The organism is Acinetobacter bereziniae (assembly GCF_016576965.1).
GTDB classification, from domain to species: domain Bacteria; phylum Pseudomonadota; class Gammaproteobacteria; order Pseudomonadales; family Moraxellaceae; genus Acinetobacter; species Acinetobacter bereziniae.
In genome coordinates this window covers 1,028,799-1,043,870 of the sequence record NZ_CP066119.1, presented here as the reverse complement: position 1 = coordinate 1,043,870, position 15,072 = coordinate 1,028,799, and the positions used below count along the sequence as shown (strand labels likewise).

The 15,072-nt window shown below is 36.6% G+C and carries 15 protein-coding genes; 2 read left to right on the top strand and 13 right to left on the bottom strand.

Translation table 11 applies throughout. The annotated features are described in order from the left end of the window. Positions 1 to 66: 66 nt before the first annotated feature. From I9192_RS04770 to I9192_RS04725, 10 genes are all read right to left on the bottom strand, one after another. Positions 67 to 984 (bottom strand): HARLDQ motif MBL-fold protein, encoded by a 918-nt coding sequence (locus I9192_RS04770; RefSeq protein ID WP_005030815.1) that lies wholly within the window; start codon positions 982 to 984, stop codon positions 67 to 69. 123 nt (positions 985 to 1,107) lie between these two features. Further along, positions 1,108 to 2,250, bottom strand: a complete 1,143-nt coding sequence (locus tag I9192_RS04765; protein ID WP_200150152.1) for an acyltransferase family protein — start codon at positions 2,248 to 2,250, stop codon at positions 1,108 to 1,110. Between the two features lie 58 nt (positions 2,251 to 2,308). Beyond that, complete coding sequence (pgaD, locus tag I9192_RS04760; protein WP_004828110.1) at positions 2,309 to 2,722, bottom strand: poly-beta-1,6-N-acetyl-D-glucosamine biosynthesis protein PgaD; 414 nt, start codon at positions 2,720 to 2,722, stop codon at positions 2,309 to 2,311. Between the two features lie 45 nt (positions 2,723 to 2,767). Further along, complete coding sequence (gene pgaC / locus I9192_RS04755; RefSeq protein WP_005030818.1) at positions 2,768 to 4,033, bottom strand: poly-beta-1,6-N-acetyl-D-glucosamine synthase; 1,266 nt, start codon at positions 4,031 to 4,033, stop codon at positions 2,768 to 2,770. Positions 4,034 to 4,041: 8 nt separating this feature from the next. Further along, complete coding sequence (gene pgaB, locus I9192_RS04750; RefSeq protein ID WP_005030820.1) at positions 4,042 to 6,075, bottom strand: poly-beta-1,6-N-acetyl-D-glucosamine N-deacetylase PgaB; 2,034 nt, start codon at positions 6,073 to 6,075, stop codon at positions 4,042 to 4,044. A gap of 480 nt (positions 6,076 to 6,555) precedes the next feature. After that, complete coding sequence (locus tag I9192_RS04745) at positions 6,556 to 6,894, bottom strand: FKBP-type peptidyl-prolyl cis-trans isomerase (RefSeq protein ID WP_004828104.1); 339 nt, start codon at positions 6,892 to 6,894, stop codon at positions 6,556 to 6,558. A 43-nt stretch (positions 6,895 to 6,937) separates the two neighbouring features. Beyond that, on the bottom strand, positions 6,938 to 8,158 hold the full coding sequence (locus tag I9192_RS04740) for a DUF2252 domain-containing protein (protein WP_005030821.1): 1,221 nt from the start codon (positions 8,156 to 8,158) through the stop codon (positions 6,938 to 6,940). 100 nt (positions 8,159 to 8,258) lie between these two features. Further along, on the bottom strand, positions 8,259 to 8,882 hold the full coding sequence (locus tag I9192_RS04735; RefSeq protein WP_004828100.1) for an MgtC/SapB family protein: 624 nt from the start codon (positions 8,880 to 8,882) through the stop codon (positions 8,259 to 8,261). Between the two features lie 110 nt (positions 8,883 to 8,992). After that, positions 8,993 to 9,523 carry a YaeQ family protein gene (locus I9192_RS04730; RefSeq protein ID WP_004828098.1) on the bottom strand — a complete coding sequence of 177 codons (531 nt, stop codon included), beginning with the start codon at positions 9,521 to 9,523 and terminating at the stop codon, positions 8,993 to 8,995. Between the two features lie 55 nt (positions 9,524 to 9,578). Further along, the gene (locus I9192_RS04725) at positions 9,579 to 10,592 is read right to left on the bottom strand and encodes a CobW family GTP-binding protein (protein ID WP_200150151.1); all 1,014 of its coding nucleotides are present in this window, start codon (positions 10,590 to 10,592) and stop codon (positions 9,579 to 9,581) included. 446 nt (positions 10,593 to 11,038) lie between these two features. Between I9192_RS04725 and I9192_RS04720 the strand changes: the two genes are divergently transcribed. Continuing rightward, a complete protein-coding gene (locus I9192_RS04720) occupies positions 11,039 to 11,266 on the top strand; it encodes a hypothetical protein (protein ID WP_005030824.1) in 228 nt (75 codons plus the stop codon). Positions 11,267 to 11,544: 278 nt separating this feature from the next. Here I9192_RS04720 and I9192_RS04715 read toward each other — a convergent pair whose 3' ends face one another. Continuing rightward, positions 11,545 to 12,252, bottom strand: coding sequence for a PoNe immunity protein domain-containing protein (locus I9192_RS04715; RefSeq protein ID WP_200150150.1), 708 nt, complete (start codon positions 12,250 to 12,252; stop codon positions 11,545 to 11,547). Positions 12,253 to 12,640: 388 nt separating this feature from the next. Between I9192_RS04715 and I9192_RS04710 the strand changes: the two genes are divergently transcribed. After that, positions 12,641 to 12,982 carry a hypothetical protein gene (locus tag I9192_RS04710; RefSeq protein WP_004828092.1) on the top strand — a complete coding sequence of 114 codons (342 nt, stop codon included), beginning with the start codon at positions 12,641 to 12,643 and terminating at the stop codon, positions 12,980 to 12,982. 103 nt (positions 12,983 to 13,085) lie between these two features. On the opposite strand, the gene I9192_RS04705 is transcribed toward I9192_RS04710, so the two are convergent. Further along, positions 13,086 to 13,607: an acyl-CoA thioesterase gene (locus I9192_RS04705; RefSeq protein WP_004828090.1), complete on the bottom strand. Its 522-nt coding sequence runs from the start codon at positions 13,605 to 13,607 to the stop codon at positions 13,086 to 13,088. A gap of 387 nt (positions 13,608 to 13,994) precedes the next feature. Beyond that, positions 13,995 to 14,981 (bottom strand): patatin-like phospholipase family protein, encoded by a 987-nt coding sequence (locus I9192_RS04700; RefSeq protein WP_042089377.1) that lies wholly within the window; start codon positions 14,979 to 14,981, stop codon positions 13,995 to 13,997. Positions 14,982 to 15,072: the final 91 nt, after the last annotated feature.

Below are 15,072 nucleotides of genomic sequence, written 5' to 3'. Positions count from 1 at the left end.
GCATCATTGTATCAATATTTAAATGATACAACACCCTATCCGTACGTATAGAACATTTAAAAGTGATTATTGTAAGGTCTTTAACTGTGCCAAGCTTTGCTGTTGTTGTAATTGTTGCTCAAATTCTGCTTTACCTTTTGCCACATAATTTTGCAATCCATCTGGATCAATAAATGCATTTTGGTCACCTGCTTTCAGTCTAATCAATTTCTGCTTCATATTGAAACGATCAGCTTTATTTGCCAAAAAGATATCAGCATGAATCGCATTTAACGTTTGAAATGTTTTTTGCATATCCGTCACGATATGAGGGTAATTTTTGTTATTTAATAAATGATAGCCCCCTGTAAACAAACTATCAGCATAAATAATTTGATAATGTTTAAAGTGATACTGTACTTCGGTTGTCCATGAAGTCGCACCCGGTAAATGCCCAGGCGTAGCATGAGCTGTAAAGACTTGTTCACCCAACTTTAACTGCTCGCCATCTTTAAAAATCAGATCCGCTTTTACAGGAGGAAATGGCAATTGATTTCCCAAAGCAAAGTCCGTGCTGGCGCCATTGGCGAGCATCTCAGCATTCTCTGCACTGGCAATCAGTTTTGCCCCACTCCATTGTTTTAATTTGGCAAAACCACCTGCCTGATCCAAACGTGCATGACTATTTAACAGATATTTAACATCGGTGATTTTAAAACCCAATTTCTCAATATTACTTTTGATCTGTACCGCAGATTGATCAATTCCACTATCAATGAGAACCAAACCTGCACCTGTATCAAATAAGACTGAAGAAAGATTTTCAGTACCGACATAATAAACATGGTGGAAAATTTTAAAAGGCTCAATCGGTGCATTCCACAGCTCAAACAGACTCATCGGTGGGGCTTCAGTCAATGCTTGTTGTGAGTTTAAGGTTGCAGCTTGTGAAAATTGAATACTCATTGCCATTAACGAAACAACGATAGATTTGATCAGGCGCATATAAGCGATCCATGCTGACAAAGAGTCGCTATATTTTCTCAAATCATGATATTTTTCAAACTTTAACTGTCTAAAAAACAGCTAAATACAGCTGTAATTGTAAAAAACTTTTTCAACTATAACTTATGGCTTATTTCTGGGCTTAAGCACTTTGTTTGCAATACGATTACTGGTATCTATCGCAAATTGATCAACATATCGGCTATAAAAATTTGCAACGATTAAAGTCACAGCAATTGCACTTAAACCAGAAACAAGAACAGTCCACGAATATGCCCAATGCCAACTTAAAAACAAATTAAACAGTGGAATACACACCAAATACAACATCAACAAATGCAGTAAGTAAATGGAAAAAGATAATTTACCGAGCCACACCAAAATAGGATGATCCAAATGTCGCGATAATAATGGGCTCATCAATACACTATAAACAATCAAGATTCCTGCAATAAAATTGCCATAATCATAGGTGTTTTCACCTAAGATATGATAAAGACCCGCATATGCTGTACTGGTATTGTGCGCTCCTGCAAAATACAAACCTGTGAACAACATGAGAATCGCAATCAAATTGGGCAATGTTTTCGCATAGAGATAAATATAGATTCCAATAATAAAACTCGAAATACCAAAGCTAAACCCTTGTCCGCGCCATATAAATGCAAGACAGGGAATCAGTAGTGATGCGAACCAAAATGCTATCTTTTTATACTGATAAAGATAAAGTAAAAAAAATAAGACAAATGAACCCATCAACTCAATGGTCATGGTCCACAAGACCCAATTGACATCACTTTCAGAAAATAGAAAAGCACCTATCGTGCCTTCATAAAGTGCATGACTAAAACTGTAATTTTGTACTGCAAATGCTTGTAACCAAGCCCCCACATGCTGGCTATCGATATGAATGATTTTAAAGACTGACCAGATCAGCAAACATGATGCAAGTGCAGGAATCATTAAGCGTGGATAACGCTTAATCATCATATTCTTGATTTTAGAATGAAATTGCTGCGGGCTTTTTAAGATGGCATAGCTCAGTACATAGCCACTCAATACAAAAAAAACAAAAACAGCTGCATCGCCTGAGTAAAAAAAACCAAACGGCGAATGATGTATGTGATACACCCATTTAAGATCCGTGGTTTCATGAGGATCAAAGTGATGTAAATATGGAAAAAAACTCATGGCAAGATGAGAAAATACGACAGCTAAACAGGCTAAGCCTCGGATACTTTCTGCCGAATTTATTTTTGCGGACATCTATTATTCCCTATGAAAACAAAAGCCCCAACCAGTGGGACTTTTATTGACTCAACCCTTAGTCAATGTAAGTAATACGACCATCTGCATCATGGTGTACTGTCGCCACTTTTTGCTGACGAGATTGCACCAATGCATCAGCATTCAGATTAAAATAATCAGCATATTCCTGAGTAGATTTTGCTTCTGCTTCTTTTTTAGTTTTAGCAGGCACAAAGTTACTCCACAACCACAACGAAATCGCACAAGCAATTAAAGCAAACAAACCACTTTCTAGAGCTTTTGCAAAAGCATTAAAAAAGTAGTGAACCAATTGTGGCTTTTCTAAAGACAGATAGCCAATCAAAATAACAATCGGTCTCCAAAGCAACAACCAAAATGCCCACAACATTGCAGTGATGGTTGTCGAAAAGTAACGACGATGCCAAGGTAACTGCTTGCGTACATCAATAATCAAAGACTCAGTTTTCATTTTCATATCTCAAAAGCACGATATTGGCTTAGGTTATTTAACCTTTTAGTCATCTTGTCGCATCCCACGGTCAGGACTTACCCAACGTGCTCGTTTACTGTCACCACGTAAAAGAACTTTAGGAAATGCCACAATACTTGCCGTTACGGTAATCAACCAAAATACAAAAGGATACCAAATCATCCAATAATAGTTTCTCGCCAAACTTGATTCATAACGACTGTCCATCCATTTGCTGATTGCAAACTGTAATAAACAAGTCGTACCGAGTAAGATTCCTGTTCCCATCGGTAATAATGGAGAACTCATTGCTGGGAATCCAGCATAAGGAAGAACCAAATGTAATATCCAGAAAATCACCATAATCAACATTAAATATGACCAGACCAGCGTTAGAATCAACTCAATAATCAAAGGCCATAAAAAATTCAGTTTCGGTTTGAATAATACATCTATATTCTTAATTAAAACTTGCGCACCACCCATTGCCCAACGTAAACGTTGTTTCCATAAACCATTAAAGGTTTCAGGCATCAAAATCCACACCAATGCATTAGGTTCAAATTTGACATCCCAACCTGCACGATGCAGCTTCCAAGTGACATCAATATCTTCAGTCAGCATATTGGGTGACCAATACCCTACTTCATGTACAGCACTTTTTCGAAAAGCCGTGATCACACCTGATACAGTAAATAGTCGTCCAAAAGTTCTTTGCGCACGCTTAATCATTCCGACAATCGAAGAAAATTCACCGACTTGAATGCGCCCAAGCAAAGTTGAACGTGTACGAATACGAGGGTTACCTGTAACCGCTGCAACGGTTGGATTATTTAAGAAATGACGAATCATCCATTGTGCAGCATGTGGATCAAGCAAAGCATCACCATCAATCCCGATCAAGAACTCAGCCTCAGTGAGCAAACTCCCTGCTTGTAAAGCCATCGCTTTACCTTGGTTCTCTGCCAAATGTACAACACGCAGTTTGTCGTACTTCAATGCCAATTGATTGAGAATCTCGGCTGTATTGTCAGAGCTTCCATCATTGATTGCAATAACTTCAAAATTGGGATAATTCAACTTTAATGCATGGCTGATGGTTTCGTCAGCATTATCCTGCTCATTAAAACAAGGAACAAGCACTGCAACTAAAGGATATTCTTCTAAAGCTGCTGGCTGAGTATATGGAGGCTCTTTACGCTCTTTCCAATAGAAAATTAAAGCACCAATCATCCATAGATATGACATAAATAATGGATAATAGAAGATAAAATTTAATAAGGACTGCCACAGGTGCTGGATTGCGCTCATATCACACCTTAAGGAACCAATCGTTGTGGTTTAGAATCAAATACTTTACGCATCTCGGCAGTATTTGGATGATCTTCAATCGGATCATCTGGATAATAACCCACATGCATCACCCCTTGTTGGTACAAGGACTGAATTGTTTGAGTAATTTCAGAAGTCGGAATTTTCTGGTTATTACGCCAGTTTACTGCCTGTAACTCAAAAATTGTCTTTTTGATCCCATTGGGTTGCTTCTTCACACGTTGCACTAAATCTTTATAGAATTTAGTTGCGTCAGGGGCTTGCTCCATATAAGGCATTGCCATGATTGCAGTGAAGTCATAATTTTTAAGTGACTGCTCTAAAGACTGCGCATACCAGTTTTCAGAATATGCAGACAGTGCCACCTGCGCATACAAGTTACGAGCTGTGAGTAAAAATGGTTGGTAATAACGTGCTTTCTGCGCCAAATCCATTGCAAAACTGTCGATTGTCTTGGTTTTAAAATCAGTCCATTTTTGTAGTTTCGCATCATCATTACGAATTTCTTCTAAATCCGCAGGTAAGCCAATTTTTTGATAGGCTTGGATCGCTTGAGGGCTTGCATCTTCATAATCGGATAAGGTTGCATCATCATGGAATAAAATTCCATCAAAAGTCGTCGACTTTGCTAAATCCTGATATATACCTTCGATCACTTTACGTGCTTCAGGAGAGTATGGGCTCAAACGGTGATAACCCATGTTGAGATGATCACTGTCTTTGGCTTGTTGAGTTACCACAACATCTTTAGAGGCTGGATTTGATGCAGGTAAATCCCAAGCCAACAACGGCATCCAAGCATATAAACGACTCACATGCGTCCGGGTTTGAATTTGCCAAGCAACACGGTTAAATAAATCTGCACGCATTGGAAGATAACGGTTCGGGAAATAGACCATGTCAGCAGAACCGTTTGCATCTGGATCAGCAAATGCTTGTAAGAATACTGTGGTCACATTCATTTCACGAATACGATCTAACAAATGTCCTAAATTCTTCTCTTGCTGTGCTTCGTCTGGATCATAAATATAATCAAGGTCGACATGCATCACTTTTTGCGGGCGATTATTGTCAGTAAAATTCATTTGACGACTTTGGATTTCTTGTGCCAAAGCGTCAGTGGTCATATTACCTTCAACCAAGATGCGGTTTAAATGACCTAATGATTTTTCAATATGATCAGGACCATCGTCCAAGCTAATTGTTATTGGCATGCCCACTTTTTTAGCCAATGCGACTGTTTCCATATTATAGCGACCATATGGCCACACCATGACGCGTGGTGCTTTTAAACCATGTGATTGCAATACTTTATTGTTCTTTTTCAAATCATTGAAAATACGATCTGCATAGACTTTATCCGATTCATAGGTTTTACTTTTTGGATAATATTCACGTGTTACCGCAGCAGGCTCAGAATTCCCTTGAGGATTGCCTAAAATACCCCGGTGTAAGTTATAGCTATGGCTACCAATTTCCACATAACCGCTCTTTTGCATGGTTTTCAGTTCATCCCAAGACAAAAGTTTTTTACGTGGTAATTTATCATCACCAAATTGAACCATTTCATTGGCTTTTGGTTCTAGCCAAGAACCCACAACAGCCAATACAACTGGAATCTTGCGTTGTTTAATTACTGGAAAGCCATATTGATAAAAAGACTGATAACCATCATCGACAGTCAATAAAACGGGTTTAGTCGGTAATTTAAACTTACCTTCATTGGCTTTAATAATTTGGTCAACATTGACAAAGTGATAGTCGTTTTTCTGTAACCAGTCTAAATGCAATTCAAACTGCTTTGTGGTTACTGCATAATCAGGAATGACGGCATCATGATTTGGCGTAATTTCATGATAACCAATAATTGTCAGCGTATTTAAATCAATCTTAGGTAGTTCATGCTCAATAGGAGTTTCAGTAGCAACTTGGTCTACTTCTGCCATAGCACTATTATAAAAGGATGAAAACAATAGTGTTACGCATATCATCGCTGAAGGAGAAAAGTAACGGCTTAGCATATATTTAAATACTCGATCATCATTGTTTTAAATCTGAACCCGCCTATAGCACTTCATTTCTGAAATACTAAAATCCTTTTTTAAGGCGAATTAAAACAGACGTTTTACAGCGATGATTTAAAAGAATAAAACTGAAACGAATCTTAAAAAATAACTCTGAGCAGAATTATTTATTTGCATCATTTAAACACTTTTAGGACAAAAGTATTGTAGAGGATTGTTAAACATTGATCAATTAATAAACAACAATGTCTTTAAATTGTGTTTAAAATCACACTATTACAAATCTATAAGCGATTAAAATAGCACTGACATTATATTTTTATAGCATTGAAATATGAAGAAAAAATGGAGCAATATTTAGCATTTAATCTCACTCTTTTTTCTGTCCATTCATTGTGTTTTTAAGATACAAAAATAGAGGTCTTTTGACCTCTATTGATTGTTTTAAAATCCTTGTATCAAGGAAATTTAATCTACTTAGTCACGTGTTTTTACATCAAACAACTCTATTTCAAAAATCAGATTAGAGTTCGCAGGAATAATTTTACCCATTTTACGTTCACCATATGCCAAGTGTGAAGGCACGATTAACTTACGCTTCCCGCCCACTTTCATTCCCATGATTCCTTGATCCCAACCTTTAATCACACGACCTGTTCCAATCACAGTTTCAAAATAATTGCCACGATCAATTGAAGAATCAAACTTGGTACCATCTTCCAACCAACCCGTATAGTGTGTGGTAATCAAAGCCCCTTTTACAGCTTCTTTACCTTCACCAACTTTTAGATCAATGATTTCTAATTCATTTGACATACATTATTCCTATTCATAATTAGATGATTATTGGGAAGCCTTGTCAGAGTCCGCCAGCAGCAGCATAACTTTTACAAAAGCTTTGATAATCTTGCTCAACTTGTTGTGCATAATTATACGTGTATTTCAACAATTGCGTTTTCCAAAGTTCTGCATGTTGTGCAAAATTGATTAATTCATCTGCATTTGAAGAACCTTTACGTCCTGCTGAGCGTAATTGGGCATAGGCGAGTAAGCGTGCCATGTTATAACAGGCATCTGTAAACCTCTTGGGTTTATCTACACACTGTTTAAAATCAATTTTATCCTGTTCTGGTTGTAAAGCTTTGACAATATAAGCTTGACCATCAAAATCAAGCCTAGATAATTCAGCTGGTGTTTCATACTGCATGAGTGTTTGAATACACTGAATACGTTGTGCTTGATCTTCCCATTTGGGCTGTTCAATTTTTAAAAAAGGCGACAAACTCAATGATGATGCTTGAGCTTGCTTCACATCAAACAAGGCATATTTTTTATTTTCAATATTATAGACCAGAAACACATAACGATCTAAACCAATACTCCCCGTTCCAGCGACACGTATCGCAACATCTAATACTTGAAAATGGGAGGGAGACTGCAAATTATGGGTATTTAAATAGCCAGTAAACATCGCCATCAATTCAACATAGCGTTGTTTTGAATCAACCTTAAAATACTTCTTTTGGTCTATGTTTAAGTAACGTTGCTGAGTTTTTTTATCTAAAGATGAGTGCGTTTCAATAAATTCAAAGAAATCTCGTTCAGAAACTGTTTGAATATATTTCTTTAACATCCCATCTACAGTTTCTTTTTCGACGGCGTAGGCTTTTCCAAAAGCAAGCGCTTTTAAATATTCATCTAATAGCTGTTCAGCGATTATTTTTAAATCATCATCTTTGATATTCAGTGCTTTACCTGCCAAAAAGACACTACAAATAAATCGAGAAACATCCCAAGTTGGATGAGCCAATATGGCTTCATCAAAATCATTTAAATCAAAATAAACCACTTGATGACGACTGCGGTAACTCCCGAAATTTTCCACATGTAAATCACCGCAGATCCATGTGGTCATTTGATCGGTCCAAGTCTGTTGAGTTGCTAAATCTTCATAATATAAATGACATGAACCTCGGAAAAAACGAAATGCGCTGCTGGTCATCAATTTATATTTAATCGCAGTAAATTGTGCATCTCGTGGTTGGTTAAAACTGCAAACTCGTTCAAAAGGATCACGCATTTGTTAACTCCAATATTTTTATAAAAATTAAACTACGCTGTTAAGCTGAATTTTGGATGAATAAATACTGACGTTGTAACAACAATAGATTGTGTTTCTGTTAAAAGCTGAGCTCTTTAATGTTTGGATCTAACAATAAATAATGCGTTAATTTCTTATGATTTTGTGCAGAACCGATAACCACCCAACGACCAATAATCTGCTTTTCTGTCTTATTTTGTACTCCACGAAGAACTTTCATATTGTACTGTTTAAATAATTCTTCATATTTATCTAAAGTTTCTTGTTGGTAATCACATAAGATCCGATAATTACGAGATTGGTGAATGGCTTCAATTTTATCTTGAAAATACACCAGAAATATTAAGACAATCAGCACCAATATTGTTCCAATAAATGCTAAATATTCATAACCTGCTCCTGCCGCCATTCCCAGCGCTGCTACCATCCAGATGGTCGTTGCTGTGGTGATACCTGAAATCCGATTATCATCTTTAAAAATAACACCTGCACCTAAAAAGCCTAATCCTGTCAAAATATTAGCAGCCAAACGATCTGGGTTTTCAACACCAATCTTAATGGAAAGAATAGTGAATAAGCAGGATGCTAGGCTGACCATGATCATCGTTCTCAATCCAGCCGACTTACTGCGATACTCACGCTCTGCACCAATAATTGCGCCAATTGCCAATGCCATTAGTAAATGGTAGATGTCGTTGTTCATATGTCATTCAACATGTAGATGTTCGATCACTTTAGATATACGAAATTTAAGCAAAAAAAAGCAAGCGATTCGCCTGCTTTTTCTCAGTAAATTTTATTTCATCTTGAGCATTATTGAAGTTGAGTCCACTCAATCACAGCTTGAGCATCATCTCCAATTAAAGTCCATTCACCATCCATCACATTTAATTGCAACTGCATCGTACGTTGACATAAAGCTTGGACCGCAGTTGTACTGGCTTCAGACAATTGCCAAACCTGAACATTGGACAATGTTTTTAACTTGGAACTTCTTTTATACCATTCTGCAACAGATGTTCCATAAGCCACCACAGCAACTTCCTTACAACGTGCCGCAGCTTTTTTGACTTTATCTTCGTCAGGCAAACCCACCTCAATCCATTTGACCAATTGACCAGTCAAATCTTTTTCCCATAATGCAGGCTCATCTGTTTCAAACAAATCTTTGGTAAATTCCAATTGTTCATCTGCAAAACGAGCAAATGCCAATACACGGACCATCAAACGCTCAATCGTTTCAGACGGGTGCAAAGCCATGGTCAATTGATAATCACCATATTGATGCACATCCATATTGGCAATATTGAGGTCAGCCTTATAAATTGTTGCTTTTAATGCCATGAAAATTCCAAAAGTTCTTCAATATGGCGCACAGTCTATAAGATTTTGCATTGGATTACTGCGTTTTTTCCAATAGGTCTATCCTACAATTCAGTAAAGCATTTTCTAGGCTTTCCCAATCACGATCATGTTGTGTAATGAGCTCTATACGATTATCTATACTTTCCTCACCTGATTTATAGTTGATATGGTCTGGGTTAAAATTAAAAGTCATCCAACCTTGATCGGTATTAAAAATACCTTTAATTCTTAACCAATCTGTTTGCTCACACAAAACATCTAATAATTGGTAAAAATCGAATTGCCAACGTTTTGAAAATTTCCAACCAACCACCGTATAACCATTTGAAGTTTCTACATAGTGATAAGGCAACTGTTTTATCACGGGCAGTTCATCTTCAGCAGTTAATTTTTTTTGTGCTTGAATCAAAGGCAGAACTTTACGTTGGATTCCCTGATGAGCAACATCTAACTGTTGAATATCCAAATGTCCTTGCTCTGCAAGCAACCAAGTTTGAATATAAGCAAAATAGTCCTTTTTGAATTCATCTAAAGCCAAGAAATCGGATTCAGACATCAGATCTGTATGAGAAACTACCACCAATTGCGCAGCTTTTAATTGATCTTGATAGAGTTCTTGACTTATCCATTGTTGGTCATTTAATCGACTACCATCAATGACAGTAACCAATGCTCGCATATCAATTTGTGCTTGCCACTGGGGTTCTGTCAATTGTTCCAAAAGTTGTGCAGGATGTCCTAAACCTGTAGGTTCTATAAATAGCCGATCTGGACGCTTATCAAAAATTAAGCGAGATAATGCAATTTGCATGGAAAGTTGCCCAGCACAGCATAAGCACCCCCCCAATAACTCTTTGACTTCATAACCAGAGTCTTGAGGCAATAGTTGCTGGTCAACACCGATTTGCCCAAACTCATTCATTAAAATCGCCCAAGTTTCTCCCTCAGGCTTTTGTTGCAGCAAATGCTGTAGTAAGGTTGTTTTTCCTGCACCCAAAAAGCCAGAAATAATGTGAGTTTTAACTGCTTTTTCAGTAAAAATCTTCAAAATATCACCCAACCTAATAAAATAAACATATGAATGGCTATACTCGACTCTCTCCATTATTACGTAAAATTTGCCAATAGTTTCAAATTTTAAATCTATTTTTTAAATTAAAATTACAATAATAATCCAAAAGTCCAATATAGCATTCATTAAGATCATATAATCAATGTTATTTACAGTAACAAACCGGTATATTTTTTAATCATTTTTTCATATTTACATACATTTTAGCATTGCAAAAAAAGTAGAATAATCACAAAAAAGCAACACAATACAATGATTTGTTTTAAATATGTAATCCACCTTGTTATGCTTTGTTGCTGAGGTTGCCCAATTTTTCATCTGCACTTAGCATGACCCTACTCCCTGTGAACTGCAACGCATTTAACAAACGACTGCTTTCACAGGTCGCTTTACGATTAATTTCATGAATTAAGGATGCCAATATGAAACTTGTTAAAACACTTTTAGCGACTACGCTTGCTTTCACTGCTTTCTCAACTTTTGCTGCAACAGATACAGCTGCAACAGAAGCAGAAAAAGTTGTCGTATCAACTCAAGAGCAACCAGCTGCTACTGAAGATGCTCAAGCTGCTGGACAACCAACTGCTCAACCAGCGACTGAAAGTGCTGCAGAAGCACCAGCGACTTCAGCTCCTCAAGCGGGTCAATAAGATTTAAACTCCTCCCGAGTTAGCAATTGAATTGTCTGTAAAAACAATTTGAATAAAAAGACTGGGTCATGCTGCGATCCAGTCTTTTTATTTTTTCTTATGATGCACAATGCTCAGCCAACATTCACTCCACTGATCATGATCTCCATCTGCTCACCTCTAAACAATTTTGCTTCTATTATTCCTGATAAAATATTGAGATCAATGAATATCATGCTCATCACAAAGAAAGCGTTAAAGATTCATGATTTAACTATTTGTGATTTAATTGGCGTGATTTAATGCTGATGAATCAAATCGAAAGGATAATATCGTTGCCCCTTGAGTATCGTATCATCCAATTTTAAAAGCTTAACAATTGCCGCACTTTCAAAACTCCAATAACCAAAGAAAACATCATTCTTATTTTTATCAAGATCAAACCAATATGTCTGTTTCATACTTGGATACCACTTGCGATCCAGATAATCTTTAAATCCCTCTATATTCTGTGTATCTATTAACTTTTTTATAAATTCAAATTTTTGTGGATAAAGTAATAGCTCAGATTTTTGTCTAGGCAATTGAGTGGAAATCAATACATCTAAAATCATATCTTGGCTGTTTTTACCCTCTAAAGTATTTACGATTCGTTGAAAATCACCCACGGCAACATCTAATAAAATTGCTAGAGAAACCATCCAGAGTGCCTGAATATAACCATCAAAGTAAATTTTATTATTATTGTTTTCATTATTGCACCAACCTGCTTCAAATCGTGGGATAAGATCTAAAAATGAATCTTTCATTTGTTCAGAGCTAAAACCTGCTGAATACTGTGCAATCACCGTATGCAAAGATATATTGAAGACTTGATGTTTGATAGCAGGTATACGTTCTTCTTTCTGATCAGCTGATTTTAAACACTGTTCATAAAATGCAATATCATCCAAGTTTAGTTGAATATACGCATCAAAATAATGGCGATCTTTTAAATCTGTTCTCATAAGTGCTCCAAATAATTCTCAGTATGATTCAATCACTGTTTTTAAATAATTTTTATTAGGCATTCACTATAACCCAAATTCGCTTAGTTTATATGCATAAAAAACAGATCATGAGGATAGAGCACTTAGATTAAATTTAAACCGCCCACATTTCTGATTTTAAAAAAGCGCTGTAAGGGTGTCACTCATCAACACAACAAAAAAAATTATACTCGTTGAGACGCTCACGGTTATATTTTAGTCTCAATATTGCTCAATGCTACAGTTTGTTATTGTGGCGAGTATCCACTGATAATTCGGCTATAATACTTCGGTCTCAAATGACACGATTCAATTTGGGAAATTTATAAATAAAATCTGTGAAATAAAGATCAAAGAGGAAAACTCTATGTTAAAAAAATTTATAGGTCTTGGCTTATTAAGCATATTACTGACAGCATGTGGAAAACCATTGCCTGTAGACAAGCAAAATTATTCGGGTACTTGGCAAAGTGAGGATGGTCGTGTCAATTTGATGATTACTCCTGAAGGGCGCGTTGAATATAGCAATAAACAACCGAATTCAAGCTCATCTGTATCTGCTCCAATTTCTAAATTTGAAGGCAATAACTTTAGTGCTGGCGTTGGACCTCTCTCAACAGAATTTAAAGTTTCACAAGCACCTCAACAAACCGCTGAAGGATCTTGGACAATGACTGTAGATGGTCATGTACTCAACAAAGTGAATTAATCAACAGATTGATATGATCAGCAAATCTTGTACTGATGCTGTTTTAAATACATTGATAATCAAAAATAAACCTCTGTAATCAGAGGTTTTTTGTTGTAAGCAATTAATTGTGCGATGACTTTTTATAAATACTGCAAGAAGGATGATGGTTTTCTTGCAAACGTGCAACTTTACGATGCTCAGCAGCTTCAAAACGACAACGTTTCCAATCATTATCCAAATTCAATGCAGGAATTTGTTTTGGTTTACCATTTTCATCAACCGCAACCATGGTGAAATAACAACTGTTGGTATGACGAACCGTTCTTTTCTGAATATTTTGAGCTTCCACTCGGATACCAATTTCCATTGAAGTACGACCAACATGGTTGACACTTGCTAGAAAGGTGACCATCTCACCAACATGGATCGGTTCTTTAAAATTAACTTTATCTACAGAAAGCGTAACAACATAACTACCAGAATAACGGCTTGCACAGGCATAAGCGACTTGGTCAAGCAACTTGAGGATGGTTCCACCATGTACATTACCTGAAAAGTTTGCCATATCTGGGGTCATCAAAACGGACATGGTTAATTCTGACTGGTCATCTGTAGCTGGGATCAATTGATCTAATGGAGACATCGTATTCTAGACTCTATTTTAGGCAGGAGATTTGTGGCTATTATTATATATCTTTTCTACCAAAAAACATGCTTAATTCGGCAATTGACCATTCTCTCAACTTATGACTAAAAACATCTTCATTTATTTGGACTATAGCTTATTGGTTTATCAACTATTTTTGAGATTGATGACATCTTGTAAGCAATAGCCGTTTCAAACAGTATTGCCAAACTGACAAAAAATTTTGAATTTACTTAGGTGAATTGGGCAATTAAATGAAAACCTGATGTGACCTCATGCAACTGAGCATTCGATTGCTCCATTCAAAACACAATAATACGGCGCTATCCGATCTAATTGTATCTCTACACAATGTAAGTATGACGAAAAAGTATAAATTAAACTTTAATTCTGTACTTGATAGTGCTGCGAAATATTTTCAGGACTTTTCTTACTGGCAATAACAACCTCTAAATCATGAATACGTTGATTGGCAGCATCAATACCCGCTTGCATGGTATCTTGACGACCTTTCACATCAAAGATATGCGCTTTTTCTCTTAAATCAGGCTGAATCACAATATCTGCATTTTTTAACTCTTCAGCAGCCAATTTGTTTTGCATAATATTAATATTTTGATTAAACAAACCCCAAACATTGGTTGTTTCTGTATTGGCAGGCTGTGCCAAAATATCAACAGCAATGACCACATCCGCACCTAATTCTTTAGCAATATTGACAGGTACAGGACTGACTAAACCACCATCCACATACTCTTTGCCGTGTATCATGGTCGGAATAAACATACTTGGAATCGAAACAGAAGCTCTCACCGCTTGCCCTGTGTTGCCATAATTAAAAATGGTCTTTTCGCCATGTTGTAGTTCTGTTGCGACCACATACATTGGGATTTTCATTTTTTCTAAAGGCATTTGATTGATTTGTTTGTTGACATAATCTTCAACTTTTTGCCCATCAAAAAAGCCTTTCATGCCGATCTTAAAGTCACGCACATCCCCCACTTTCATATCTAAAGCGATTTGACGTAATTGTTCAGCTGATTTGCCACTGGCATAAATTGAACCGACAATACTGCCCGCACTGGTTCCCACAATAAAGTCAGGTTTAATACCGTGCTGTTCCAATACCTCAATCACGCCAATATGTGCATAGCCACGAGCGCCACCACTCCCTAAAACGAGTGCAATCACAGGTTTTTTCTTTGAGGACTGTTGGTATTGATAAAAGCTTTTGTCCAATCTAGAAGATGCTTCAGAAACTGGATGAAGTGACGCCCCTGTAGCCTGAGAATTTCTTATAGGTGAGTGCGTACATGCAGCTAAAGAAAGACTACAAAACAAAGAAATTAAAACTTTATTTAACAATGACATATATTCTCAGATCAGGGCATAATCCAAAGGTGCATGTATCTAAGCATACTTTTTATGATATTGCTGTTGTATTTATTTAAACTGTCATCAT